General features: G+C 39.7%; 25 protein-coding genes and 1 pseudogene. 14 read left to right on the forward strand and 12 right to left on the reverse strand.

What is annotated here, in order from left to right:
- Nucleotides 1-78: 78 nt before the first annotated feature.
- The 7 genes from PTQ34_RS04585 to accB all read right to left on the reverse strand — a co-directional run bounded on the left by PTQ34_RS04585 (nt 79) and on the right by accB (nt 3,822).
- The gene (locus PTQ34_RS04585) at nt 79-300 is read right to left on the reverse strand and encodes a hypothetical protein (protein WP_273930226.1); all 222 of its coding nucleotides are present in this window, start codon (nt 298-300) and stop codon (nt 79-81) included.
- Nucleotides 297-809 (reverse strand): DUF3990 domain-containing protein, encoded by a 513-nt coding sequence (locus tag PTQ34_RS04590; RefSeq protein ID WP_273930225.1) that lies wholly within the window; start codon nt 807-809, stop codon nt 297-299. The genes PTQ34_RS04585 and PTQ34_RS04590 overlap by 4 nt, the downstream gene beginning before the upstream one ends.
- On the reverse strand, nt 779-994 hold the full coding sequence (locus PTQ34_RS04595) for a DUF3791 domain-containing protein (RefSeq protein WP_273930224.1): 216 nt from the start codon (nt 992-994) through the stop codon (nt 779-781). The genes PTQ34_RS04590 and PTQ34_RS04595 overlap by 31 nt, the downstream gene beginning before the upstream one ends.
- Before the next feature lie 46 nt (nt 995-1,040).
- A complete protein-coding gene (locus tag PTQ34_RS04600; protein ID WP_273932346.1) occupies nt 1,041-1,490 on the reverse strand; it encodes a copper resistance protein CopD in 450 nt (149 codons plus the stop codon).
- A gap of 9 nt (nt 1,491-1,499) precedes the next feature.
- Nucleotides 1,500-1,886: a hypothetical protein gene (locus PTQ34_RS04605; RefSeq protein ID WP_273932347.1), complete on the reverse strand. Its 387-nt coding sequence runs from the start codon at nt 1,884-1,886 to the stop codon at nt 1,500-1,502.
- A 95-nt stretch (nt 1,887-1,981) separates the two neighbouring features.
- Nucleotides 1,982-3,319: an acetyl-CoA carboxylase biotin carboxylase subunit gene (locus PTQ34_RS04610; RefSeq protein ID WP_273932349.1), complete on the reverse strand. Its 1,338-nt coding sequence runs from the start codon at nt 3,317-3,319 to the stop codon at nt 1,982-1,984.
- Nucleotides 3,320-3,363: 44 nt separating this feature from the next.
- Nucleotides 3,364-3,822, reverse strand: a complete 459-nt coding sequence (accB, locus tag PTQ34_RS04615) for an acetyl-CoA carboxylase biotin carboxyl carrier protein (RefSeq protein WP_273932350.1) — start codon at nt 3,820-3,822, stop codon at nt 3,364-3,366.
- A gap of 81 nt (nt 3,823-3,903) precedes the next feature.
- On the opposite strand from accB, the gene dcd reads away from it, so the two are divergent.
- On the forward strand, nt 3,904-4,464 hold the full coding sequence (dcd, locus tag PTQ34_RS04620; protein WP_273932351.1) for a dCTP deaminase: 561 nt from the start codon (nt 3,904-3,906) through the stop codon (nt 4,462-4,464).
- A gap of 491 nt (nt 4,465-4,955) precedes the next feature.
- The gene (gene pseC / locus PTQ34_RS04625; RefSeq protein ID WP_273932352.1) at nt 4,956-6,101 is read left to right on the forward strand and encodes a UDP-4-amino-4,6-dideoxy-N-acetyl-beta-L-altrosamine transaminase; all 1,146 of its coding nucleotides are present in this window, start codon (nt 4,956-4,958) and stop codon (nt 6,099-6,101) included.
- 217 nt (nt 6,102-6,318) lie between these two features.
- Here the strand turns inward: pseC and PTQ34_RS04630 are convergent, their stop codons facing one another.
- Entirely contained in the window at nt 6,319-7,242 is a 924-nt protein-coding gene (locus tag PTQ34_RS04630) for an aspartate carbamoyltransferase catalytic subunit (protein WP_273932355.1), read from the reverse strand.
- Nucleotides 7,243-7,356: 114 nt separating this feature from the next.
- On the opposite strand from PTQ34_RS04630, the gene PTQ34_RS04635 reads away from it, so the two are divergent.
- The 4 genes from PTQ34_RS04635 to PTQ34_RS04650 all read left to right on the forward strand — a co-directional run bounded on the left by PTQ34_RS04635 (nt 7,357) and on the right by PTQ34_RS04650 (nt 12,938).
- Nucleotides 7,357-8,286 (forward strand): ribose-phosphate pyrophosphokinase, encoded by a 930-nt coding sequence (locus tag PTQ34_RS04635; RefSeq protein ID WP_273930216.1) that lies wholly within the window; start codon nt 7,357-7,359, stop codon nt 8,284-8,286.
- Nucleotides 8,287-9,030: 744 nt separating this feature from the next.
- Nucleotides 9,031-10,371, forward strand: a complete 1,341-nt coding sequence (gene rho, locus PTQ34_RS04640; protein WP_273930215.1) for a transcription termination factor Rho — start codon at nt 9,031-9,033, stop codon at nt 10,369-10,371.
- A gap of 303 nt (nt 10,372-10,674) precedes the next feature.
- Nucleotides 10,675-12,429 (forward strand): DNA polymerase III subunit gamma/tau, encoded by a 1,755-nt coding sequence (locus tag PTQ34_RS04645; protein WP_273932356.1) that lies wholly within the window; start codon nt 10,675-10,677, stop codon nt 12,427-12,429.
- Nucleotides 12,429-12,938 carry a hypothetical protein gene (locus PTQ34_RS04650; protein ID WP_273932357.1) on the forward strand — a complete coding sequence of 170 codons (510 nt, stop codon included), beginning with the start codon at nt 12,429-12,431 and terminating at the stop codon, nt 12,936-12,938. Before PTQ34_RS04645 ends, PTQ34_RS04650 begins: the two co-directional genes overlap by 1 nt.
- A 281-nt stretch (nt 12,939-13,219) precedes the next feature.
- Here the strand turns inward: PTQ34_RS04650 and PTQ34_RS04655 are convergent, their stop codons facing one another.
- The 3 genes from PTQ34_RS04655 to accD are packed head-to-tail and all read right to left on the reverse strand — an operon-like array spanning nt 13,220 to nt 15,513.
- Nucleotides 13,220-14,221 (reverse strand): hypothetical protein, encoded by a 1,002-nt coding sequence (locus PTQ34_RS04655; RefSeq protein ID WP_273932358.1) that lies wholly within the window; start codon nt 14,219-14,221, stop codon nt 13,220-13,222.
- The gene (locus PTQ34_RS04660; RefSeq protein WP_273932359.1) at nt 14,222-14,677 is read right to left on the reverse strand and encodes a 23S rRNA (pseudouridine(1915)-N(3))-methyltransferase RlmH; all 456 of its coding nucleotides are present in this window, start codon (nt 14,675-14,677) and stop codon (nt 14,222-14,224) included.
- Nucleotides 14,677-15,513, reverse strand: a complete 837-nt coding sequence (accD, locus tag PTQ34_RS04665) for an acetyl-CoA carboxylase, carboxyltransferase subunit beta (protein WP_273930205.1) — start codon at nt 15,511-15,513, stop codon at nt 14,677-14,679. The genes PTQ34_RS04660 and accD overlap by 1 nt, the downstream gene beginning before the upstream one ends.
- Nucleotides 15,514-15,683: 170 nt before the next feature.
- On the opposite strand from accD, the gene PTQ34_RS04670 reads away from it, so the two are divergent.
- From PTQ34_RS04670 to PTQ34_RS04680, 3 genes are all read left to right on the forward strand, one after another.
- A complete protein-coding gene (locus tag PTQ34_RS04670; RefSeq protein ID WP_273930204.1) occupies nt 15,684-16,280 on the forward strand; it encodes a peroxiredoxin in 597 nt (198 codons plus the stop codon).
- Nucleotides 16,281-16,482: 202 nt separating this feature from the next.
- Complete coding sequence (locus PTQ34_RS04675) at nt 16,483-17,724, forward strand: malic enzyme-like NAD(P)-binding protein (RefSeq protein ID WP_273932360.1); 1,242 nt, start codon at nt 16,483-16,485, stop codon at nt 17,722-17,724.
- A 209-nt stretch (nt 17,725-17,933) separates the two neighbouring features.
- On the forward strand, nt 17,934-18,494 hold the full coding sequence (locus PTQ34_RS04680) for a hypothetical protein (RefSeq protein WP_273932361.1): 561 nt from the start codon (nt 17,934-17,936) through the stop codon (nt 18,492-18,494).
- Between the two features lie 133 nt (nt 18,495-18,627).
- Here PTQ34_RS04680 and ppk2 read toward each other — a convergent pair whose 3' ends face one another.
- The gene (gene ppk2, locus PTQ34_RS04685) at nt 18,628-19,482 is read right to left on the reverse strand and encodes a polyphosphate kinase 2 (RefSeq protein ID WP_273930202.1); all 855 of its coding nucleotides are present in this window, start codon (nt 19,480-19,482) and stop codon (nt 18,628-18,630) included.
- A gap of 102 nt (nt 19,483-19,584) precedes the next feature.
- Here ppk2 and dsbD point away from each other — a divergent pair, with 102 nt between their 5' ends.
- The 5 genes and pseudogenes from dsbD to PTQ34_RS04710 all read left to right on the forward strand — a co-directional run bounded on the left by dsbD (nt 19,585) and on the right by PTQ34_RS04710 (nt 23,730).
- Entirely contained in the window at nt 19,585-21,279 is a 1,695-nt protein-coding gene (gene dsbD, locus PTQ34_RS04690; protein WP_273932362.1) for a protein-disulfide reductase DsbD, read from the forward strand.
- Nucleotides 21,280-21,351: 72 nt separating this feature from the next.
- Nucleotides 21,352-21,738 (forward strand): annotated as a pseudogene (fliW, locus tag PTQ34_RS04695) (flagellar assembly protein FliW); the annotation flags it as partial.
- Nucleotides 21,739-22,149 carry a flagellar assembly protein FliW gene (gene fliW, locus PTQ34_RS04700; RefSeq protein WP_273932534.1) on the forward strand — a complete coding sequence of 137 codons (411 nt, stop codon included), beginning with the start codon at nt 21,739-21,741 and terminating at the stop codon, nt 22,147-22,149.
- A gap of 7 nt (nt 22,150-22,156) precedes the next feature.
- On the forward strand, nt 22,157-22,813 hold the full coding sequence (locus PTQ34_RS04705) for a prepilin-type N-terminal cleavage/methylation domain-containing protein (RefSeq protein WP_273932364.1): 657 nt from the start codon (nt 22,157-22,159) through the stop codon (nt 22,811-22,813).
- Nucleotides 22,810-23,730, forward strand: coding sequence for a pilus assembly FimT family protein (locus tag PTQ34_RS04710; RefSeq protein ID WP_273932365.1), 921 nt, complete (start codon nt 22,810-22,812; stop codon nt 23,728-23,730). The genes PTQ34_RS04705 and PTQ34_RS04710 overlap by 4 nt, the downstream gene beginning before the upstream one ends.

Genomic DNA, 23,730 nt, shown 5'->3' on the forward strand with positions numbered 1-23,730 from the left:
AAATCGCTAATCGCTTTTATTTCAATTTTGCTAGCGCCTAAAATGCGTGGGAATTCCTTATAGTGCGCCACAAAAAAGTCAAAAATCTTTTGTAAGCTCTTTTTCTAGCTCGTCAGTAAGTAGCTCTGAGTCTAGGTATTGAATGCCGTAGCTGCCTTGTTCTATTAGCCTAGATAAAAAGCTAGTATAATACGCACTCATCGCTGTTTTAAAATCAATATTTTTTCGTTTGACAAGGCTGAAAATGATTTTTTCTTCAAGTCTTTCTTTGTAAAAATTCTCAAATTCTACTTCGCTCATAATGCCACCTCAAAACTCTCATCAAACTTCAAACAAAAATCTAGTGCTTTTTGTGATACAAAGGCGATTTGATCGTATGTTTCATAGACTTTTATTTCTTTTAAGGCTCTGTTTTTGTCCCAAATTTTGTCTTTGTACATATCAACTACTTTAAAGACCTTATCATCAGCCACTTTACCGATGATGATATCGAAGTTCTCGTATATTTGAGAGCCACTTCTACACTCGCAGACAAAATCAATCCAGCTTTCTAAGTCGCTTGAAAAATCTAGCACTCTAAAATCATTTGAGCTAAAATCAGCCTGAAAAACACTAACAAAGGCAGTACTTTTAGCGTTTAAAACAGCCTTGCGCTTAGCCCAGCGCAGAGCTTGTTCTTTTAAGCTAGTGGTGTAAAAGCCTTTGCCAAAGTCCAAATTTCTATTAGAAAAGCCCAGTTTTGGCTCTTTTACAATGATGTCTGAGCCGTGATATAAGGTCATATTTTTGCTCCACGTTTTTCTAGCCAAAGCAAAGCATCGCTAGCTACCACACTAGCATCCATAGAGTGTAACTCATCATAAAAAGGCACTAAATATTCATCAATACAGCCACTTTTATCCAAGGCTTTATAAACTTGCGCAGGACTTATTTTTTCAAGCCTAGCGATTTTATGAATTATGTAAATGATAAAACTGGCTATATTTGCGTTCATTGTCAAATTCTTTTTTGAGATTATAACAAATTTGCTAGCCAGCAAGCTATAAAATAAACGCAAGTTTGGCTAAAAGCACTACAAAAATGCCTAAAACAAAGGCTATTTCGTGGACATATTTGCTTATAAAGGTGCGTTTTTTAAGCACATAAAAGCAAAAAATAGAACTAAACGCCGCTAGAAAAATGCTAAGGGCTAAAATCATCTTGATTGTAAGCAGAGTTTGTAGATTTGAGCCAAAAAAGGCTTCATAACCTTGGCTAAACTTAATATATTTTGTAATCATACCAAAGCCAGTGATAACAAGCACAAGCAAGCAAATAGGCATGATTCTACTAGCCCTTGGGCTAACTACGCTCCAAGTCTTATCCGCCCAAGCATCGCCCAGGTGTTTGCGCACAAGCCCCAAAAGCACGACATCACAGAATATATAACCTAAAAATATAATCGCACAAAATAGGTGGATTATAAGTAAAACTGGATAAACTACTTCCATTTTTTTCCTTTAAATTTTAAAATCAAGCTCAGCGATTCTTAGCACATTCTCCCCAAACTCCACGCTAAAATCACTATCAAATTTAAGCACTCTAGCAAGCTTAAATCCTGAGAATTTATTATATAAGACATTATTTTTTATGGTAAGGATTTTTTGCTTTAAGATTTCTTCGTTTACAAGCGCAGCTGGCAGTAGCGCTAAAAGCGTGTTTTCAATGCTGTAAACAAAGCCAGAGCTATCACTTGCGCTACTAGAATTACACTCAAAACTAGCGCATTTTTGCCCAGCAATCTCGCAAATTCCACCAAAACTGCCCAAAGCCTCTAAGCCTTCATAGTCCAAAACCAGCTCAGGTGAGCCTATATAATACTCACCGCTTTTAAATATCTCTTGCAAAATAAATCCTAAAAATAAAAAAGTACTAGGGAATTCTAGAATTCCTAGTGCTTTAAAATTACACCTTTGCTAAAAGATTAGGAATTCTAGAATTCCTAATGCTTAGCTAGGTAGTTTGTATCAAAGTGGTTGTTTATAAAATCAGGATTTTTCATCATATTTAGATGAAAATCTCTGGTAGTTTTTATCCCACCTACGATTAACTGAGAAAGTGCTACCTCCATTTTTTTAATAGCGTGATTTCTATCTTTTGCGTGTACTATTAGCTTGCCTATCATGCTATCATAAAATGGCGGCACGCTATATCCGCTATAAACATGGCTATCCATACGCACGCCGATTCCACCTGGAGCTGTGTATTTAGTGATTTTGCCAGGATTTGGAGTAAAGCTCTTTGGATCTTCTGCTGTTATGCGGCACTCTATTGCGTGGCCGTTAAAGCTAATTTCATCTTGGCTCATTAGCTTTTCACCCTGCGCGATCCTTATCATCCACTCAACTAGATCAAGCCCTGAGCGCATTTCGCTAACTGTATGCTCTACTTGAAGGCGAGTGTTCATCTCAATGAAATAAAACTTCTTATCCCTGCTATCGTATAAAAACTCAAAAGTCCCCGCCCCGCAGTAGCCAATGGCCTTTGCAGCTCTAACGCCAGTTTCAAGCAGCTCTTTTCTAGTTGCATCATCTAAGGCTATTGCTGGGCTTTCTTCTATTAGCTTTTGGTGGCGGCGCTGCATAGAGCAGTCTCTTTCGCCTATATGAACGACATTTCCGTGCTCGTCGCCTAGGACTTGGACTTCTATGTGGCGTGGATTTACGATGTATTTTTCCATATACATTGTCCCATCGCCAAAGGCACTCATAGCCTCACTTTGTGCTGACCAAAATAGCTTTTCTATATCAGCCTCGCTCTCTACTACACGCATTCCACGGCCACCGCCGCCAGCAGCTGCTTTTATGATGACTGGGTAGCCAATTTCACTAGCTAGCTTTTTAGCATGCTCAGCATCTGGCACTTCGCCATCGCTACCAGGCACTACCGGAATTCCAGCTCTCATCATGATTTGCTTTGCCTTGCTTTTATCGCTCATCAAAGCCATATTTTCAGGGCTTGGGCCTATGAATTTTATATTATGTTTTGCGCAGATTTCAACGAAGTTTTGGTTTTCACTTAAAAAGCCATATCCTGGGAAAATCGCATCCACGCCTGCTATCTCAGCTGCTGTTATGATAGCTGGTATGTTTAGATAGCTATCGCTGCTTCTAGCCTCGCCTATACAAATACTTGCGTCTGCGTAGCGAAGATATAGCGCATCACTATCAGCAGTGCTGTGAACTACTACTGCTTCTTTGCCCATTTCTTGGATTGTGCGAAGTGCGCGAAGTGCGATTTCTCCACGATTTGCTATTAGTATTCTTTTGATTTCTTTCATAAAATGCCTTATTATTTCCAAAATTAAACTTTTGGAATTCCTTTTTATAGTTTCTCTACTTCGTAGATCGCCATGCCATATTCTACCGGCTGACCATCATCGACAAGTACTTTTACGATACGACAGTCAAACTCTGCTTCTATTTCGTTCATGATTTTCATAGCTTCTATGATACCCACACACTCGCCTTTTCGTACGCTTTGACCCACGCTTACAAAAGGACTTGCACCTGGGCTTGGGGCTTTATAAAAAGTTCCTACCATAGGCGAGTTTATAGTATCTCCGGCTGCGGTTTTGTTTGTGGCTGGTTTTTCGCTTAGCACTACATTTACTGATGGTGTTGGAGTGCAGGCTGGTGCTGGCGCACTTATGACAGCATTTGCGCAAGCTGCGTCTTCTTTTTTGATTTCAAGTTCGAAGTCTTTGTCTTTGATTTTTAGGCGATTTATGCTTGCTTTTTCATCCAAAAAGCTTATTAAATCTTTGATTTCTTCATGTGTCATACAAACTCCTTTGAAAGTGAAGTTAGCATTGTATCACAAATTTGCTATAATTTCGCAAAATTTTGATTTAAGGACAAAATAATGGGACTAAAAAGCGATAAATGGATAAAAGAGCAAAGCTTGAAAAACAAAATGATTGAGCCTTTTTGCGAGCAAAATGTAGGTCGTGGCGTGGTAAGCTATGGGCTTTCAAGCTATGGCTATGATATACGCGTAGCTGATGAGTTTATGATATTTACAAATATCGGTGGCACCGTGGTTGATCCAAAAAATTTTGATGAAAAAAATGTAGTAAACTTTAAAGGCGACATTTGTATCGTGCCACCAAACTCATTTGCGCTAGCTCGCACGGTGGAGTATTTTCGCATGCCAAAGAACGCGTTAGCAATCTGCCTTGGCAAAAGCACCTACGCAAGATGCGGAATAATCGTAAATGTAACGCCTTTTGAGCCTGGATTTGAGGGGCATATAACGATTGAGATTTCAAACACTACGCCACTGCCTGCTAAAATCTACGCAAACGAGGGCATTGCGCAGGTTTTATTTTTAGAAGGCGACGAGCTTTGCCAGACGAGTTATGCGGATAAAAAGGGAAAATATCAGGGGCAAGAGGGGATTACCTTGCCGCGAATTTTGCGCTAAGTTTTGTGGCAATTCGTCTCGCACGCCTACTGCGACGAAAGTTCGCTCGTGCTTCGCTCAATGAACCTTATGTTCTATTTACGCTCGCACTCGCTCACTTTCGCCACATTAGACGCACGATACTAGAATTGCCGTTTAGCTAAAAAATTTGTAGGGAATTCTAAAATTCCCTGGGAATTCTAAAATTCGCTAGAGAATTCCAAATTTCACAGGGAATTCTAAAATTCCTAGGAATTCTAGATTCGCGACAGCGGCAATAAAAACAAGGCTCCAAGATTGCGCGTTTAGTGTGGCAAAAGCACAGCGCAGACTAGCCGTGGAGAGCCGTTCACGGCAGTGATTTAAAATTTTTCGTGCCGATTTTTCAAGCAATAGCGCAGAAAAACGGTGCGAAAAATTTTAAAAGGCGATGGGCTGTCAAGCTGTGATTTTGTCGCAATAAATGCGCAAGCTGAGCCAGCCTATAAAAACAAATATAAAAAAGGAAAATTATGAGTTTTTTACCTTACAGCCGTCAGGATATAAATGACAGCGACATCGCTGCTGTAATCACAGCCTTAAAAGGCGATGTAATCACCGGTGGGCATTATGTAAGCGACTTTGAAAACGCACTTTGTGCCTACAGCGGCGCAAAACACGCAGTAGTGATGAACTCAGCGACATCTGCGCTTCATTGCGCCTATCTTGCCTTAGGGCTTGGCGCAGGGGACGAGCTGCTAACCACACCTATAACCTTTGCGGCTACGGCAAATGCAGCCCTTATGTGTGGGGCTGATGTGCGCTGGGCGGATGTGAGCTTGGAGAGTGGAAATATCGATGTTAAGAGCATCAAAGAGCGTATTGGCCCACGCACGAAAATCATCGCCCCAGTAGATCTTGGCGGAAATCCTGTGGATATGGAGGCTATCTGCGAGCTAGCCCATGCAAAGGGCATAAAGGTCGTAGATGATGCTAGCCACGCACTTGGCAGCAGTTTTGCTGATGGCAGAAAAATCGGTTCGGCTCTTTTAGCAGATAATAAAAATGGCGCAGACGCTACTATTATGAGCTTTCATGCTATTAAGCCTATTACTACAATCGAGGGTGGCGCAGTGCTAACTAACGACGATGAAATAGCTAAAAAATGTAAACTTTTGCGTTCTCACGGTATAAGCAAAACAGAGCTTTGGGATAGCGATATGAGCATGCTTGGCTTTAACTACCGACTTAGCGATGTGGCTTGTGCCTTAGGGCTTTCGCAGCTTGCTCGCCTTGATGAGTTTGTGAAAATTCGGGGTGAAATTGCTAGCGTTTATGATGAGTTTTTTGCTAGCTGTAAGTGGGCAAAAAATGTGAAAATTCCTAGTGGCATAACAAGCTCTAGGCATTTGTATATCGTGCTTTTGTGTGATAATCTAGCCAAAAATAAAGCGCAGATTTTCTCAGAACTTCACAGCCAAAATATCGGCGTTCAGGTTCACTACAAGCCTACTTATAGCTTTGATTTTTATAGGCAAAAGTATGGAGATATTTCACTGCCAAATGCTGAGCTTTTCTACGCAAAAGAACTAAGCTTGCCTTGCCAACAAAAAATGAGCGTAAAGGACGCAGAACTCGTGCTTGAAAAACTTTGTGAAATTGTGGAGAAATATTTGTGATTTTATTTAGGAATTTTAGAATTCTCGTCATTGAGGGGTGAAGCGAAGCAATCTCTAGGAATTCTAAATTTATTTTAGGAATTCTAAATTTTACTTAAAAGAAACCCCCTAACCCCCAGAAATCTAGAATTCCTAGATTGCTCCCTCTGCTTTGCTCCCTCGCAATGACGCAGGGAATTCTAGATTTAGCACTGGGAATTCTAGAATTCCTAAAAACCTAGCTCTGCGCTAGCATAGAAAATACAGCCATTCTCATAGCCACGCCATTTTGCGTTTGTTCTAGCACGAGTGAGCGAGAGTCCATCACCTCACTACTCATCTCCACGCCACGATTAACCGGCCCTGGATGAAGCACTAGCGCATGTGGCGGCAAAAACTCTATATTGCTAGCATTTAGCCCAAAGTATTTAGCATATTCATTTGGCAGCGGCACTTCATCCTCGCTACGCTCAAGCTGTATTCTTAGCATTATTACAGCATCTGCGTCATTTAGTGCTTCTTTTATATTTTTAGCTCTTTTAGAGCCAAAGACCTCTGCGTATCTCAGGCACTGCGGCGGCCCAAATAGCGTAATCTGGGCACCCAAAGTCTGCAGCGCATAAATATTTGATCTAGCCACACGGGAGTGAAAAATATCACCTATAATGCTGATTTTTTTGCCACTAATGCTCTCAAAGCCAGCTATAGCGTCACCTGCGCCAAAATGCTCGCTCATAGTAAAAATATCAAGTAAAGCTTGCGTAGGATGCTCGTTACAGCCATCGCCTGCGTTTATTACATGGGCTTTTGAGCGCTGCGCTACAAACTTTGCAGCACCGCTTTTTTGATGGCGGATCACAAAAAAGTCATTTTGCATAGCCTCTAAGTTTTTTATAGTATCAAGCAGGCTCTCACCCTTTGCTGCACTTGAGATAGCAGGGCTTAGGCTCGTGCTATCGCAGCCTAGACGCTTGGCTGAGAGCTCAAAGCTCATGCGAGTTCTAGTAGAGTTTTCAAAAAACGCTTGAATCACGCTTTTTCCAGCTAATTTATCCTCGTGCCTAGCTTCACTTGCATTTAGTTCTTTAAAGTGCTTTGCTTGCGCTATAAGTGCCTTAAAATCGTCTTTTAAGAGATCTTTGGTAGAGATTAAGTCTTTCATTTTATTTCCTAAAAATTTTCAGGCGATTTTAGCAAAAAATAGCTTAGAATTTAAGTAAATTTCTAGCAATTTTTGCTAAAATACCGACAAAAATTCTTACAAAAAAGGTAAACAATGCGTGGTTACAAAGTATTTTCTGGCACGGCAAATCAAGAACTTTCTCGCCAAATAGCAAAATATCTAGGAATTCCACTAAGCGAGGCTAGTATAAAACGCTTTAGCGATGGTGAAATCAGCATCCAAATCGGCGAGAGCGTGCGTGGCAAGGATGTTTTTATCATCCAGCCAACCTGTGCGCCAACTGATACAAATCTCATGGAGCTACTCATCCTAACAGACGCTCTAAAAAGAAGCTCTGCTAGCACGGTGACGGCTGTTATCCCATACTTTGGCTACGCAAGGCAAGACCGCAAAGCAGCACCAAGAGTGCCAATTACTGCCAAGCTTGTAGCAAATATGATTGAAACTGCTGGCATTGATAGAGTAGTTACTATGGATCTTCACGCTGGGCAGATTCAAGGTTTTTTTGATATTCCAGTGGACAATCTTTATGGCACTATTACCTTCATAAACTACCTAAAAAACAAGCATCTCTCAAATCCTATCGTAGCAAGCCCTGATGTAGGTGGCGTAGCTCGTGCTAGAAGCCTAGCAAAGCAGCTAAATCTAGACCTTGCTATCATTGACAAACGCCGTGAAAAAGCAAATGAAAGCGAAGTTATGAATGTAATCGGCGATGTAAATGGCAAAGATGTGATTTTAATCGATGATATGGTAGATACTGCTGGCACTTTGATCAAGGCTGCGGCTGCCTTTAAAGAACGAGGGGCGACTAGCGTAACTGCCTTTTGTACTCATCCGGTGCTAAGTGGCCCAGCATACGAGCGCATCGCAGCAGGAGCGATTGACGAGCTAGTAGTAACTGATACAATCCCGCTAAAAGAGCAAAACGAGCATATAAAGGTAATTAGCGTAGCGCCGCTGTTTGCTGAGGTGATACGTAGGGTTTATCATGATGAGAGTGTAAATAATCTTTTTATGTAGCGATTGTAGCGATTCGTCTCGCAGCACTATTGCACCAAAATCCTGCGGAAATGCGCACGGCTCGGTGAACTTTATGTTCTACCCATGCCATGTGCACCGCAGGCTTTTAGCACACTAGCACCACGATACTAGAATCGCTGTTTTTTAATTTAGCCACACTACGCCTATTCTAAAATTTGTTTATTTTAAAATATATTTAGAGAATTCTAGGGAATTCTAGTTTTTCTGGGGGTTAGGGGGTATCTTTTATCTAGAATTCTTAAATCTAGAATTCCTAAGACTAAAAATATCCCAAAAACGCAGATAAAGCAATAGAATTTTAGATTTTAGCGGAGCTTTAGGGGCGGCAGCCCCTAAGGGTTTAGGGCGTAGCCCTTGTAAAATTTGCGGGGCTAGGGGCTTGCCCCACTAAAGCAAGCAAAAATCTAGAATTCCTAAGGCAAAATCTAGAATTCCTAGCAAACAGCCTAGGAATTCTAAAATTCCTAATCTAAAATTCCCAAAGAGAATTCCCTAAGATAAAAAATACCCCCTAACCCCCAAAAGCCTAGGAATTTTAGAATTCCTAAAGAGAATTCCCTAAGGAATTCTAGAATTCTTAAATCTAGAATTCCCAAGGCTTTTTTAAGCTAAGCTTAATTTTAATAATCTTTAAGTTTTTTTGGCTATAATTTCACCACTCAAAATTATTCTAAAAATACGCCTTAGAACTGGCGTCTTTCTACAATTTTAAAAAGGTAATCAATGCAAAACTCTACCGAACAACAAAAACCTGAGCAAACAACGACCACAAGGGGCAAAAAGCAACACGCCCAAACTCACACCCCAGTAGATGGATACACCATAGAACAGCTGCGTGAAATGGAGCTTGAAAAGCTGATTAAAATCGCAGAGAGTATGAATATAGAAAATCCGCAAGAATTTCGCCGCAGCGAGTTAATCTTTGAGGTGCTAAAAGCCCAAACCAAGCAAGGCGGATATATTTTATTTACAGGAATTCTAGATATTGTCCCTGATGGTTTTGGCTTTTTGCGGGCTATGGAGGGTAACTTTGGTGATAGTCAAAACGACACCTATGTAAGCCTAAGCCAGATTAAAAAATTTGCCCTTCGCGTGGGAGATATTATCACCGGCCAAGTTAGAGAGCCAAAAGAGGGCGAGAAATACTACGCCCTGCTTAAAATAGAAGCGATAAACTATAAAAGCATAAATGAAGCCAAACAAAGACCATTATTTGATAACTTAACGCCGATTTTCCCAACCGAGCAGCTGAGACTTGAATACGATCCACTGCGCTTAACGGGCCGTGTGCTTGATCTTTTTACGCCTATTGGCAAAGGTCAAAGAGCCCTAATAGTAGCTCCACCACGTACTGGTAAAACTGAGCTTATGAAAGAACTTGCCCAAGGAATTACTAGAAATCATCCTGAAACTGAACTGATTGTGCTACTAATAGACGAGCGCCCTGAAGAAGTTACTGATATGCAGCGCAGCGTGCACGGAGAGGTTTTTAGCTCTACTTTTGATATGCCAGCACTAAATCATGTGCGAGTAGCCGAGCTTGTAATAGAAAAAGCAAAACGCATGGTAGAGGTCGGCAAAGATGTAGTAATCTTGCTTGATAGCATAACTCGCCTAGCAAGAGCCTATAACACAGCCACGCCAAGTAGCGGCAAAGTGCTAAGTGGTGGCGTGGATGCAAACGCACTTCATAAGCCAAAGCGCTTTTTTGGTGCTGCTAGAAATATCGAAGATGGTGGCTCGCTAACAATCGTGGCGACTGCTCTCATTGATACTGGCTCTCGCATGGATGATGTGATCTTTGAAGAGTTTAAAGGCACAGGAAATAGCGAAATGGTGCTAGACCGCTCTATTAGCGACCGCCGCATCTATCCAGCCCTAAATATTCTAAAATCAGGCACTAGAAAAGATGAGCTTTTAATAAGTCCAGAAAATCTAGCTCGCATTTGGGCTATTCGCAACGCAATAGCAAGTATGGATGATATAGAAGCGTTAAAGTTTTTATATCCAAAAATGAGTAAGACTAAAAATAACGAAGAGTTTTTAAATATTATAAATAAGTAGTTTTGTTTAAGGGCTCATTTGTTTAACGGCTCAGCTTGCGGATGCTTTTTAGCCTTTTTGGCCCCAGCAGCCCAGCCGCTCTGCGAAAACTTTTGCAGCGTTTTTCTGCGCCGATATTCGGCTTGAAAACCAGACGCAAAATTTTCGCAGCTGCTACCGCAGACGCGCCTCTAGCCCTGCGCCAAAAAAGCTAAAAATCGTCTCGCAATCTTGGAGCCGTTTTGTGAATTTTATGCTTGTGGAATTCTAGAATTCTAAAAGCGTCCGCAAGCTGAGCCTTTAGAACTTTATTTAAGGAAAAAAATGCAAGCACTAGCACTAAAATACCGCCCAAAAAGCTTTTATGAATTAATAGGTCAAGAGGCGATAAAAGAAAATCTCATCCACGCCCTAGATAGCGGTAGGCTAGGCCACGCTTATCTTTTCTCAGGGCTTAGAGGCAGTGGAAAGACAAGCTCGGCTCGCATTTTTGCAAAAGACTTGCTTTGCGAGCGTGGAGTAGGCTCTCATGCTTGCGAGAGCTGTGCTAGCTGCATTAGCGCAAATGAGGGCAGACACATGGATATCATAGAAATGGACGCTGCTAGCCACCGTAAAATCGAAGATATCCGTGATCTAATAGAACAAACTCGCTACGCGCCAGTTTCTGGGCGGTTTAAAATCTTTATCATTGATGAGGCTCACATGCTTACAAAAGAAGCCTCAAACGCCTTTTTAAAGACTCTTGAAGAGCCACCTGCTTATATAAAGTTTATTTTGGCTACGACTGATCCATTAAAGCTGCCAGCTACGATACTCTCACGAACACAGCACTTTCGCTTTAAGGCTATAAGCCATGAGCTAATTGTAAAGCACCTTGAAGATATTTTGATAAAAGAGCAAATCAGCTTTGAGAGCGATGCCCTAAAAATCATCGCTCGTAGCGGTTCTGGCTCGCTTAGAGATACGCTAACCTTGCTTGATCAAGCAATTATTTTTTGCGGTGGGACTATTAGCACGCACGGCGTTACTGATATGCTTGGATTGCTTGATCCTAGGCGTATTGATGAGATTTTAAGCACCGCTCAAAAAGGCAGCCGCGAAGAGCTTTGCGCGCTAATTAAAAGTCTAGAAGACAGCGATGCCGAGATGATTATAAACGAGCTTATCGCAAGTTTAAAAGAGCGATTTTTAGAGCCTAGACATGAGTTTTCTTTGCTGATTTTTGAGAGATTTTTCAAGATTTTAAGCGAGGCAAAAAATATGCTTGGCAGCGGCGCGGACCCTGCTTTTGTGCTTTATATAGCGTTATTTTCTATGCGAAATGCTTTTGATATCGGTGCTGCTAACTTCTGTGCGCCAGCAGCACAATATAGAATTCCTAGCCAACAGCCGATACAGTCTGCGCCACTCTTATCAAGCCTTGAGCCACAGCAAAGCCCTGCGCAATCTAGAATTCCTAACAACACTCAGCCTATAAGCGCAGCTAGAATTCCTAGCCAGCCACAGCAGCAGGTACAGCCTGCGCTAGTATCACCAAGTCCTGAGCTAGCGCAGTTTTCTGCCACTACACAGCCAGCCATGCAATCACAGCCGCAAAGCAGCCAAGATACTCAAAAATACGAGCATTTTATTAAATTGCTTTATGATAGAAGCTATGATTTAGGCAAGATTTTTGATAATTTTATTGAGTTTGGCGGCTTTGATGGAGAAAATATCACGCTTATCTCTAGTGCTATTGCTGATGATGCAGCTGCGCTTCGCACACACTCAGGCGTGCTAAGAGAACTTGCGCAAATCGCCTTTGGGGCAAAGAAGTTTAAGGTAGAAAAAAAGCAAAATCTAGTTAGTGATATCATAAACTCTATAACTAAGCTAGAACAACCACCAAAGCAGCAATATCAAAATGAACCTGCGCAAGAGGATTTTTCTAGCGATGAGAGCTTAGCTCCACCTATGGATATGATGCCAAACATCGCACCAGCGATAAAAAGTGAGCCAACGCAAGCAGAGATAAATAGAAAAAATGAAAATGAAATGAATAGGCTTTTTGGTAATCCAGAAATTAAGGATACTTAATGAATAAAAATCACGGAAATATCAACGATCAAGAGGGCAAAGTCTATATCGCAAAGCCAAAGAAAAATCTCGCCTTGGGTGATGCGATCATCGGTATCATTACAGCCTTGCTTGTGGCGCATTTTGGTGCTAAGTTCTTTGAGGGTGGTAAAAAAGAAATACTAAGCATGTCGGCGATTGCTGAGTTACAAGTTATCTTACAAAATGTTAAAAATCACTATATCACTTCGGTATCTTTCTTGCCAAACAAAAAAGAGGCTTTTTGGACGACAGCTGGCGTGCCGCTAAATGCGCTGCCTTGGTGGTCTGTTTGCTTTGAGATTGAGTTAGATACTAGCAAAGATGCTAAGATAAGTATCGCTATGAGCGATTTTAAAAATGATGAAAAATGCCAAGCGCTTTATGAACAACCACAAGTCTTGCGCTGGCTAAGTGAGCCTATTTATATCACAAACAAAAGAAGCGATGATAATGCTAGCAAAGAAGAGGATTTATTGAATTTCAAATAAGAAGATTTTAACTAGAATTTCGCTTAGGAATTCTAGAATTTTATTTGGGAATTCTAAATTTTATTTAGGGAATTCTAAATTCCCTAATATAAAAAATCCCCCCAACCCCCAAAAACTTAGCAACCAGCAGATGCAAAGCAAAAAAAGTAGCACCAAGAAAATGCGGTTGCGAAACAAAAATAGGAATTCTAGTTTTAGGAATTTTAGAATTCCTAGGGAATCTCACTTAGGAATTCTATATTGAATTTAAAATTTCTAAATCTAGAATTCCTAGGATAAAATTATAGATTATAAATCAAATCAGCTTTTTCCATTTTTCCATGGTCACGCAAAAATAAAAGCACCTCAATACGCTCAAATCTCTCGCCCTCGCAAGCATTTAAAAGCTCTCTTAGCTCATCAATCATCTGTAAATCATAAAGCAGATAAAAACAAGCCTCACTAGCAATAGGCACCTCTAAGCGCAATTTTTTAAAGATATTTATTAGCATATCAGGGCTGATTCTTTTCTTTAAGATTTTAGCAAATCTTAGGTAATTTTCGCTACTTAGCCCCTCGGTTTTTAGCAGGCTTAAAAGCTCATCGCCAGCTATTTCAATCTGCTTTTGCCCAAGACGCTCTAAAAGCACGCAAATATCGTTAAAATCAAACTTTACTCTAGTTTTGCTAAGTAGATTATAATCAGCATTTGCCACAGCATTTTTCTTAGCAGCATCTAGTAGGGCACTTGGCAGCTCATCTTTTGAGCTAAGCAGTGAAATAGCATGTTTGACATCAGTTTTTGCCTTGTTTATTTCATTTTGGATAAAAAGCGCATTTGTTTTTGGTAAACGAAAGCTTTTTAGATCTACAACTTCGCCATTTCGCACCTTAGTAAATGTTTCATAGGCAGCTTGCAAACCTTCGTTTTTAAAACTAGGCGAACCAAAAGAATTTAGCGGATTTAAAGCTCGCAAAACCGAGACCGCACTTGTATACAAAGGCGTTTTAAACTCTTTATTGCTCTCTAAGCCTAAAAAACTCTCTTTTGCAAAGCTCTCAAAGCTCTCCATATCGCTTTTTAAAGCCCTGCTGTCTAGATAATGCTTAAAGCCATAAAACATCATGTGTAGCACGCTAAGCAGCGCAAAAATAGCAACTGGCAGCACACACCACGCAGCAACTGGCAGTGTAAGCTCGTAGCCAAAAGTTTGAATAGTAAAGTTCTGTGAGCTAAAATAAAAAGCAATAGCAGCCACCAAAGCTATATAAGCTATTGAATACAAAATATATCGTTTTGACATTTATTCTCCCTTGTGATATGGATGATTTGCGCTAATGCTAAGAGCTCTAAAAATCTGCTCAAATAGCACGAGTTTTGCGATTTTATGCGCCATAGTAAGCTTTGAGAGTGAGAGTAGGGTGTGCATTTTGCCTCTAAACTCATCGCTAAAACCATAAGCCCCACCGATAAAAAAGTTAATTTTATTATGCGGCTCAATGAGCTTAGCAAACTCTAAGCTATCCATAGCTTTACCCCTTTCATCTAGGGCTATACAAAATCCGTCCAAATGCGTCTCATACGCACTTTCATAGCTTTTTTTAGCTAGCATTATATCCCCAGAGCTTTGCGCTTTGGCAATATTTGGGCTAAATTTATTTATATCACTGATTTTTGCCCATTTTAAGCTAGCTTTAATAAAAGCACTAAGGTCATAATCCTCGCCTTTAAAACATGAATACACAGCGATTTGTTTCATTATTTCATTAAAAATCTTAGCACATCAGCGATGTAGCTTTTTTGCTCGGCTCTTGGCACGATAGCATCTATTAAGCCGTGTTCTAGTAAAAACTCTGCTCTTTGAAAGCCCTCAGGTAATTGTGCTTTTATGGTTTGTTCTATTACTCTTTGCCCTGCAAAGCCAATTAGTGCGCCAGGCTCGGCGATGATAAGATCTCCTAGCCACGCAAAGCTAGCAGAAACCCCACCCATGGTAGGATCTGTTAAAACACTGATATAAGGCAGCTTTGCCTGAGCTAAAAGCTGCAAAGCAGCACTTGTTTTACTCATTTGAAGTAGCGAAAAGCAGCTTTCTTGCATTCTAGCGCCACCTGAAGCACTTACTATTATAAGCGGTTCTCTTTTAGCAATAGCTCTATGGACTGCGCGAGTTATTTTCTCACCCTCTACTGAGCCTAGCGAGCCACCCATAAAACTAAAATCAAACACTACAAGCTGGACGCCAAGTCCGTCTATATTACACTCGCCAGCTATAACCGAGCTTGCGCGACCTGTTTTACTCTGACCTTCTTCTATGCGTTTTTTATAGCTTTTTTTATCCACAAAATGCAAAGGGTCATTTGGTCTAAGTTCACTATCAAACTCAGCAAAACTCCCATCATCACTAAGTAGTTCAATGCGAGCAAGAGCTGAAATTCTCATATGATAAGAGCATTTTGGGCAGACATTAAAACAAGCTTCTACTTCTTTATTATACATAAGAGAATTACACGAAGGGCACTTTATCCAGTGGCTTGGCGCCTCGCCCTGCTTGGCTTGTGGACGGCGAATTTTGCTTAATAAATTGCCAAACATTACATTGCCTTTCTTTTTTAAAATCACGCTATTATACAAAAAAATAAGTAATTTCTAGCAAATTTGGCAAAAAAATGTTTTTAAATTTTCGTTTACATAAAATTTATTCTTATTTCAATACAATTTCGCAGACGATAAAAATTATCGCAAATATTTCAAGGAGAAAAACAATGATCGTAACAAACAAAGCACCACGCGTAAGTGGCGTAGCAGTTCTAGGCAATGGTCAAATTGAGGAAAACTTTGACCTATACAGCAACATCGGACCAAAAGGTGCGGTAGTATTTTTCTATCCAAAAGACTTTACTTTCGTATGTCCAAGCGAGATTATCGCATTTGATAACCGCTTTAAAGACTTCGCTGAGCGTGGCATTAGCGTAATTGGCGTAAGTGGCGACAATGAGTACTGCCATTTTGCGTGGAGAGAGACTGAGCCTAAAGCTGGCGGTATCGGCAGAGTTCAATTCCCACTTGTTGCTGATGTAAAAAGAGACTGGGCAAGAGCATTTGATGTTCTATTTGACAATGCAGTAGCACTTCGTGGATCATTCCTAATCGATGCTGATGGCACAGTTCGCCACGCAGTAATCAACGACCTACCACTAGGTAGAAACATTGATGAAATGGTTCGTATGGTTGATACTATGCTATTTACAAACGAGCATGGCGAAGTTTGCCCTGCTGGTTGGCACAAAGGCGATAAAGGTATGAAAGCTACAACTGAGGGCGTGGCTGACTACCTAAGCGACAACGCTAGCAAACTATAATTCTAAATCTAAAATTCTAGAATTCTAGAATTCCCTAGCTTTAGGGACATAAGGCGCAGTTTTTAGAGTTTTTCTAAGAACTGCGCCTTTTTTGTTACAAAAAGAAACATAATTTATTAAAATTTGCTTAAATTTTTAAATTAATTTATTTTTTAAAAAACTTGCGCTAAAATTGCTAAATTTTTAGATTAAAGGAGTAAAAATGACAAAAGAAGAGCTAAAAAAAGCAGCCTTAGATTACCACCAAGGCGGTAAAATAGAGATAAATGTAAAAACAAGTGTAGCAAGCCAAGATGATTTAAGCCTTGCTTACTCACCAGGCGTGGCTTACCCTTGCTTAGAGATAGAAAAAGATGCTAATAAAGGCTATGAGCTAACAAACCGCTCAAATTTAGTAGGCGTTATCAGCAACGGAACTGCGATTTTGGGCTTAGGCGACCTTGGCGCGCTTGCTAGCAAGCCTGTAATGGAAGGTAAAAGTGTGTTGTTTAAACGCTTTGCTGGCATTGATGCTTTTGATATAGAGCTTGATGAGAAAGACCCTAAAAAACTAGTTGATATCGTGCGCGCACTAGCCCCTACCTTTGGCGGTATTAACCTTGAGGATATTAAAGCCCCAGAGTGCTTTTATATAGAAACAGAGCTTAAGAAAATCCTTGACATTCCTATCATGCACGACGATCAGCACGGCACAGCTATCATTTGCACAGCTGGCATTATAAACGGCGCAAAAATCGTAAATAAAAATATTAGCGACCTTCGCGTGGTAGTATGTGGCGCAGGCGGAGCAGCTATAAGCTGCGCTACTATGGCAAGAGCCCTTGGAGTAAAAGATATAGTAATGTTTGATAGCAAAGGCGCACTTACTACTGATAGAAGTGGGCTTGATGAGTATAAAAGAGCCTTTGCTGTGGATAAAGCAAAACTAGCTGAGCAAGGTAGAAGCGTAGATAGCTATAAAGACGCTCTAAAAGGCGCTGATGTACTACTAGGACTAAGCAGAGCTGATATCATAAGCGAAGATGATATAGCAGGCATGAGTGAAAATCCACTAATCTTTGTAATGAGCAATCCAAATCCAGAAATCGCTCCAGCCCTAGCACGCAAAGCTCGCCCAGATGCGATCATCGCAACAGGCAGAAGTGATGAGCCAAATCAAATAAATAATGTTCTTGGCTTTCCATATATTTTTAAAGGCGCACTAAGTGTAAGCGCAAAAGCAATAAACGAAGAGATGAAAATGGCAGCAGCAAACGCTCTAGCTGAGCTTGCAAGGGATGCTATGCCAAGCGATATTAAAGCTGCGTTAGAGAGCATTCACGGCCGCAAAATAGAGTTTGGCAAAGAGTATGTGATACCAAGTCCGTTTGATCCACGCCTACTTGAAAAAGTTAGCGGTGCAGTAGCTGATGCTGCTAGAAAAAGCGGCGTAGCTAGAAAATAGCCTTATAATTCTTTATAAATCTAGAATTCCCTAGGGAATTCTAGATAAGTTAATTATTTAAAATAATGAAAAGTTTAATAATAAATCAAAGCTTGTAATTGATTTTGGCTGTTCTTAACTGGATAATTTTTTTAAAAGAAAACTATTGACAAATTTTTAAAAAAAATGATAGAATAAAATATTAAATTTAAATAAAAAAAGGAAAAAAAATGAAAAAAATATTAGTAAGTAGTTTACTTGGCTCAGCATTAGCCTTTAATGTTGTATGTGGAGAAGAATTAAGCCAAACGACTAATCAGTATTTAGAATTTTTAAGACTTGCCGAGGGTAATCCTTGTGATATACCTGATAGCGAACAATGTTTTAACGATGCAAAAGAGGCTTGTTCGGATTGGGGAGATGATAAAGCGACTTGTATAAACCTTTTCATAAGCAGGAATAATACAGCTTCTTATCAAAGTGAATACGCCGATGGTGCTAATAGGTTTGTTAAAGAAATTTTTACTGGCAATTTTACAAATGAAAAACAAAAAACTTTAAGCTCTTTTTTACAAGAATATAAAAATAGTGGCTATAAACCTGAGTATTTTCTTTTAGATAGGCAAATTGATGGCAAAACAAATTTGGAATATATTTCACAAAAAAATCTAACAAAAATTGCCACAGAAATTCGTAATGTTTTTGGCTCTTTACAAAATAATCAAGCGTTAAATGAATATGCGAAAAACAATAAAATAAAAGATAACATTAAAAAAATTCTTTTTGAATAGAAAAAATGTTTAAATATAAATTTTCAATATTTTAATTTTTATCTCTCAAATTATATCAGCTCAATCTGCCGATATGGAATTCTAGATTTATATCTAGAATTCCCTAAAGTTTTTAAAAATAGCTTAGAAAGACTTATTTTTTCTTATCTTCTATTTTTTTAAGGCCTTCATTGCGAAGTGTTTTTGCCATGATAGCGATTTCTTGTGAGCCTGTTTTTACAAGCTTTTCATCAACTTCTAGCTCTTTTTTACTGATCTTTTTAGGATAGTCAATGCGAGCTAGAATCGATTTTATTGTATTTAATCTAGCTTTTTTCTTATCATTGCTAACAATAATAGTCCACGGTGCAAAATCAGTATTTGATGCTAGTAGCATTGAGTATTTTGCTAGGGTGTATTGCTCCCAAAGAATTTGGCTTTGTTGATCGACTGGCGAGAGTTTGTATTGTTTTAGTGGGTCGTCCTTGCGGCTATCAAAACGAGCTTTTTGCTCTTCTTTGCTAACTGAGAAGTAGAACTTAAACAAAATTATGCCAGAGTTTACTAGCATTTCTTCTAGTTTTGGCACTTGGCGCAAAAACATATTGTGCTCTTCGTTGGTACAAAAGCCCATCACAGGCTCAACGCCACCACGGTTATACCAACTACGATCAAAGATCACGATTTCGCCTGCGCTAGGCAGGTGTTTTATGTAGCGTTGAAAATACCATTGTGTGCGCTCTACATCGCTTGGTTTTTCAAGCGCTACCACGCGACACCCACGAGGATTTAAGTGCTCGGTGATGCGTTTGATCGTGCCACCCTTACCAGCTGCATCGCGGCCTTCTGTGAGGATTAGCACCTTTAGGCCTTTTTCTTTTACATAGCTTTGAAGTTTAAGTAGCTCAATTTGAAGTTTTACAAGCTCTTTTTCATATTTAAGCTTTTTCTTTTTTACCTTGATGGTAACATATTTGCTTTCTTTGTCTTTTTTGATTTCCTCAGACATTTTTGCTCCTTTGCGAAAAATTTAGAAATTTTAGCTAATATTTACAAAGTTTTGCTAAAAATGTATTTAAATTTACGAATTTTTCAAAAAAGTGTTAAAAAAATGTTACGAATTTTTACAATTTTTATTAGTTTTTGGTTCAGTTTTGCTTTTAGCGCTGAACTAGACAAAGATAGTGCCTTTAAATTTAGTGCTAAGAGCGTAGGCGGTGGCTTTGAGCTTGGCATAAACTTTGATAAAAGTGTGTATCTTTATGCTGATAAACTAAAAGTATCAGTAGAAAATAACGATATAAGCGCACTTTTGGAGCTACCAAAGCCAGCAAATAACGAACTTAATGAAAGCTTTAATATTTTTATCCCCATGGGGATATTAAAAGGCTTTGATGATAAAAAGAGCAATGTAATAGTCGCATTTCAGGGCTGTTCGCATACTGGATTTTGCTATGCGCCGATGAGAAGTGAGTTTAGGCTCTCTCTGCTCCCACCAAAGGTGCTTGAAACTAAGCTAAATATAGTAAATGCTCCAAACCAACCTAGCAAAACCAGCCTCAGTAGTGATGAACAAATCGCAAACGAACTTAGCAAAAGCTCGTTTTTTTGGATACTAGCTAGCTTTTTTGGCTATGGAATTTTACTTAGCCTTACTCCGTGCGTGCTACCTATGGTGCCTGTGCTAAGTGGCATCATCGTAGCAAAAGCAAGTAGTGGCGCAAGCAGGGGCGCAAAACTGCTAGCAAGCCTAGAATATGTGCTAGCAATGAGCGTAGCAAATGCTGTGCTTGGCGTGCTTGCAGCTACTTTGGGTGCTGGGCTTGCAGCTTACTTGCAGCAGCCTATTTTTATTATTTTTGGCACTATTATTTTTGTGCTTTTAGCAGTTCTTATTTTTAGCTCACACTCAGCCATTTTTGTTAGATTTAATAACTTCTTAAACGCCAAAGCTGGCGCATTTTCAGGGCATTTTGGAGTGATTTTCATGGGGGCTATTTCAGCCCTTATCCTAAGTCCTTGCGTAGCAGCACCTTTGGCTGGGGCTTTGCTTTATATAGCAGGTTCTGGGGATATTTTGCTTGGTGGATTTGCGCTTTTTGCGCTTGGGCTTGGTATGGGAGCACCGCTACTTGCTATTGGTGCTGGTTTTGCTAGTATGCCTAGACCTGGGGCTTGGATGATGAAAATCACGCAGATTTTTGGCTTTGTTATGCTTGGGGTTGCTATTTGGCTGCTTTCTCGCATTATAGGTGATTTTGCGTGGATTTTATACGGACTTTTGGGAGTTTTTGCTGGGGTGTTTTTGGCTGATTTTAAGGCACCAGCAAATGCTATTGCTAGAGCATTTTTAGCTTTAAATCTTAGTTTTATAGCTGCTGGGCTTGCTTGTTTTATGATTTTTGCTCTATCTTTTGGGGTAGGGAATTCTAGATTTAGCTCAAATGCTGCTGCAACTGAGCTAAAAGCAGATTTAAGCATAGATGATTTAAGCAAACTTCAAGAAAAAATAAAAACTGCCTCAAAACCTGTAATAGTAGACTTTTGGGCGTCTTGGTGTGTAAATTGTATAGAGTTTGAAAAAGAACTTAGCAAAGATGAGATGGCACAAAAATTGCTTAGTAATTTTGAAATCATCAAAGTAGATTTGAGCAATATGAGCGAAAAAAAACAAGGAATTCTAGAATTCTACTCTATTTTTGGTCCGCCTGCTTTTTTGATTTTTAAAAGCGGTGAGCTTAGAAAAAAGATAATCGCCACGCCAAAAATGGATGAATTTAAAGAAATTCTAAAAGAATTTTCATAGAAAATGCTTAATTTTTCATCTATTTAAAAAAAATTTGTGATAAAATAGCGTAAATATTTCAAAGGAGAAAAAATGATTTTAAATGTTAAAAGCCCTATTCTTGGCTTTGAGGATGTTCGTAGTGTAGAGATTACCGAGCTTGAAAATGGTTTTTTTAAACTAACTAGCAAAGAGCGTGATGCTAACAAAGAGCCTGTGAGCTTCACTATTATTGATCCTTATGTAGTCCGTCCTGATTATGACTTTGAGCTTCCAACTCCATATCAAGTGCTAATGGATATAAACAATGATAGCCAACTAAGAGTTTTTAACATGGTTATGTTATCTCGCACTATCGAAGAAAGTGGCGTAAACTTCCTAGCTCCACTTGTTTGTAATATGAATAACAATACAATCAGCCAAGTAGTGCTTGATCCAAAGTTCTACCCAGAATACAGCCAAACTGAGAAAATCGGCACTTTGGTAAACAAAAATTTATTCACTGTAAAAGGTCCTATCCTAGGCTTTGAGGATATCACAAAGGTAGAAATCACTCCACTTGATAAGTTCTTTGTAACAATGAAAAGCGTAGAAAGTGGCGCAGAGCACAAAAACACAAGCTTTACGCTAATCAATCCTTATGTGCTAAGAAGTGATTATAGTTTTGATGTACCAACTCCGTATCAAGTGCTACTTGATATAAATGATAGAAGTGATCTAAGAGTCTATAACATGGTTATGCTAGGCAAAACTATCGGCGAGAGCGGTGTAAACTTCATCGCGCCTATCGTTTGTAATGTAAAAAACAACACAATGGCTCAAATCGTCCTTGATCCAAAAGACTATGTAGAATACTCTCAAGCTGAGAAAATTTCTAACTTTTTAAGCTAGGTTTGAGATGAAGGGGGCTTTTTCGCTTATTGAACTACTTTTAGCTATTGTTGTAGTGGGTGTTGCTGTAGCAGCTCTGCCTTTTATCGCTATTAGCACAGGCAAGGCAAATGTCCAAGCTGTGGTATCTGAGGTCGTTACTTCTAGTAGAATTTTCATCGATGATATACTCTCTGAGCCGTGGAATTCTGCTATTGCTGATGGTTTTACTGACAGCAGCGGAGCTGTGATGTATAGCGGAATTTTAGATGCGCAAAGTGGTGATGCCCGCTTTGCTGCTGGTACAAAAAAATACTTCAGCCGCACTCTAGCAAGAGCCAAAGACGGCAATGCTATACAAGCGGCAGGGGTGGGCTCGTGCAATTCTGGTATAAACTGCAAAGATGGAGCAAAGGCAGAGCTAAGTAAAGGCTCTAAAAACGCCTTTGATTTTGATATCACAGCAGAAGTAAAGTTTATTAACATTGCTGAAACAACAACTGGCACAAATGGCATAAAAATCACAGCCACTTTTAGCGATACAGCTACTACTACTGACCCAACAACAAATGCTATGCTAGTAAGCGCAACTGCTACTGGAAAAGGTGGAGGCGATATCATAGAAGGTGTTAATCAAATCAAGTTAAATGGCTTTGCTTTTAATATAGGAACAGAGTCACGATGAAAAAAGCATTTACTTTAGTAGAATTACTCTTTGTAATGGTGGTGCTTGCTATCATCGCTGGAGTAGGCACTGATATACTTCGCTCGCTATTTGACAACTATGCTGTAACTGCGCAAATCCACCGCCTAGAATCTGTGGCAAATAACGCTGCTGATATGATAGCAACTAGGCTAGAAAAAAGAGTACCACAAACCACAGCTATAGAGACTAGCACAGATACTGGCGCAAAAAACTATGAGCCACTCTCAGCTATAGATGCAAAGAACGGCAAGCTAGTGTTTTTTCGCAAAGCCTACGAGCTAGAGCGAAATTTCATCTCAGCCAAAAAAGGCGGAGCGGCAGCCCCTAGGACAAGCGGCTTTATAAGCGAACTAGAAACCACTACCAAAAGGGATAGTGGAAAGCTTGTAGATGAAGTAAAGTTTGTTAGCAAAGAAACTGATCTTACTGGCTTAAATCTTGATAATTATGAGCTGTTTTTTAGCAATGATAGCAGTTTGCTGTATGAAAATAAAAGTGATCATTTTGGGCGCTACTATAGTGGCAACAAGTCTTTTGCCTATCAATGTACTCAGGGCAGCATAGGGTTCACAGAAGGCAAATTCACACTAGTACGTAACTGCCCAGCTAGCACTAGCAATAGCACTATCGTCCGTCCTAGCATGGCTGCGCTTATTCATAAGTATTATCTCTCAAAAGAGATAGATAAAATCTACTTAGAAGATAACAATCTATATCTAGACACCTGCGATATCAAGGGCGCTTGTAAAAAAAGCCTGCTAGCACCTAGTGTTAGCACCTTTCGCTTTAGTGCGCTTGGAAGTGATCCAAACATCGCTAGTACAATTGTTTTTAAACTTTGCTTAGTAGAAAATGATGGCAAAGCCGAGGCTTGCCAAAGCAGGATAGTAAGATAA

Origin of the sequence: Campylobacter magnus, from assembly GCF_028649595.1 — a bacterium.
Lineage (GTDB): Bacteria > Campylobacterota > Campylobacteria > Campylobacterales > Campylobacteraceae > Campylobacter > Campylobacter magnus.

What these genes read in the sequence shown, in the direction of transcription:
- PTQ34_RS04585 (WP_273930226.1), bottom strand. Translation starts at nt 300, where the DNA reads ATGAGCGAAGTAGAATTTGAGAATTTTTACAAAGAAAGACTTGAAGAA.
- PTQ34_RS04595 (WP_273930224.1), bottom strand. Translation starts at nt 994, where the DNA reads ATGAACGCAAATATAGCCAGTTTTATCATTTACATAATTCATAAAATC.
- PTQ34_RS04600 (WP_273932346.1), bottom strand. Translation starts at nt 1,490, where the DNA reads ATGGAAGTAGTTTATCCAGTTTTACTTATAATCCACCTATTTTGTGCG.
- PTQ34_RS04610 (WP_273932349.1), bottom strand. Translation starts at nt 3,319, where the DNA reads ATGAAAGAAATCAAAAGAATACTAATAGCAAATCGTGGAGAAATCGCA.
- accB (WP_273932350.1), bottom strand. Translation starts at nt 3,822, where the DNA reads ATGACACATGAAGAAATCAAAGATTTAATAAGCTTTTTGGATGAAAAA.
- dcd (WP_273932351.1), top strand. Translation starts at nt 3,904, where the DNA reads ATGGGACTAAAAAGCGATAAATGGATAAAAGAGCAAAGCTTGAAAAAC.
- pseC (WP_273932352.1), top strand. Translation starts at nt 4,956, where the DNA reads ATGAGTTTTTTACCTTACAGCCGTCAGGATATAAATGACAGCGACATC.
- PTQ34_RS04630 (WP_273932355.1), bottom strand. Translation starts at nt 7,242, where the DNA reads ATGAAAGACTTAATCTCTACCAAAGATCTCTTAAAAGACGATTTTAAG.
- PTQ34_RS04635 (WP_273930216.1), top strand. Translation starts at nt 7,357, where the DNA reads ATGCGTGGTTACAAAGTATTTTCTGGCACGGCAAATCAAGAACTTTCT.
- rho (WP_273930215.1), top strand. Translation starts at nt 9,031, where the DNA reads ATGCAAAACTCTACCGAACAACAAAAACCTGAGCAAACAACGACCACA.
- PTQ34_RS04645 (WP_273932356.1), top strand. Translation starts at nt 10,675, where the DNA reads ATGCAAGCACTAGCACTAAAATACCGCCCAAAAAGCTTTTATGAATTA.
- PTQ34_RS04650 (WP_273932357.1), top strand. Translation starts at nt 12,429, where the DNA reads ATGAATAAAAATCACGGAAATATCAACGATCAAGAGGGCAAAGTCTAT.
- PTQ34_RS04655 (WP_273932358.1), bottom strand. Translation starts at nt 14,221, where the DNA reads ATGTCAAAACGATATATTTTGTATTCAATAGCTTATATAGCTTTGGTG.
- PTQ34_RS04660 (WP_273932359.1), bottom strand. Translation starts at nt 14,677, where the DNA reads ATGAAACAAATCGCTGTGTATTCATGTTTTAAAGGCGAGGATTATGAC.
- accD (WP_273930205.1), bottom strand. Translation starts at nt 15,513, where the DNA reads ATGTTTGGCAATTTATTAAGCAAAATTCGCCGTCCACAAGCCAAGCAG.
- PTQ34_RS04670 (WP_273930204.1), top strand. Translation starts at nt 15,684, where the DNA reads ATGATCGTAACAAACAAAGCACCACGCGTAAGTGGCGTAGCAGTTCTA.
- PTQ34_RS04675 (WP_273932360.1), top strand. Translation starts at nt 16,483, where the DNA reads ATGACAAAAGAAGAGCTAAAAAAAGCAGCCTTAGATTACCACCAAGGC.
- PTQ34_RS04680 (WP_273932361.1), top strand. Translation starts at nt 17,934, where the DNA reads ATGAAAAAAATATTAGTAAGTAGTTTACTTGGCTCAGCATTAGCCTTT.
- ppk2 (WP_273930202.1), bottom strand. Translation starts at nt 19,482, where the DNA reads ATGTCTGAGGAAATCAAAAAAGACAAAGAAAGCAAATATGTTACCATC.
- dsbD (WP_273932362.1), top strand. Translation starts at nt 19,585, where the DNA reads ATGTTACGAATTTTTACAATTTTTATTAGTTTTTGGTTCAGTTTTGCT.
- PTQ34_RS04705 (WP_273932364.1), top strand. Translation starts at nt 22,157, where the DNA reads ATGAAGGGGGCTTTTTCGCTTATTGAACTACTTTTAGCTATTGTTGTA.
- PTQ34_RS04710 (WP_273932365.1), top strand. Translation starts at nt 22,810, where the DNA reads ATGAAAAAAGCATTTACTTTAGTAGAATTACTCTTTGTAATGGTGGTG.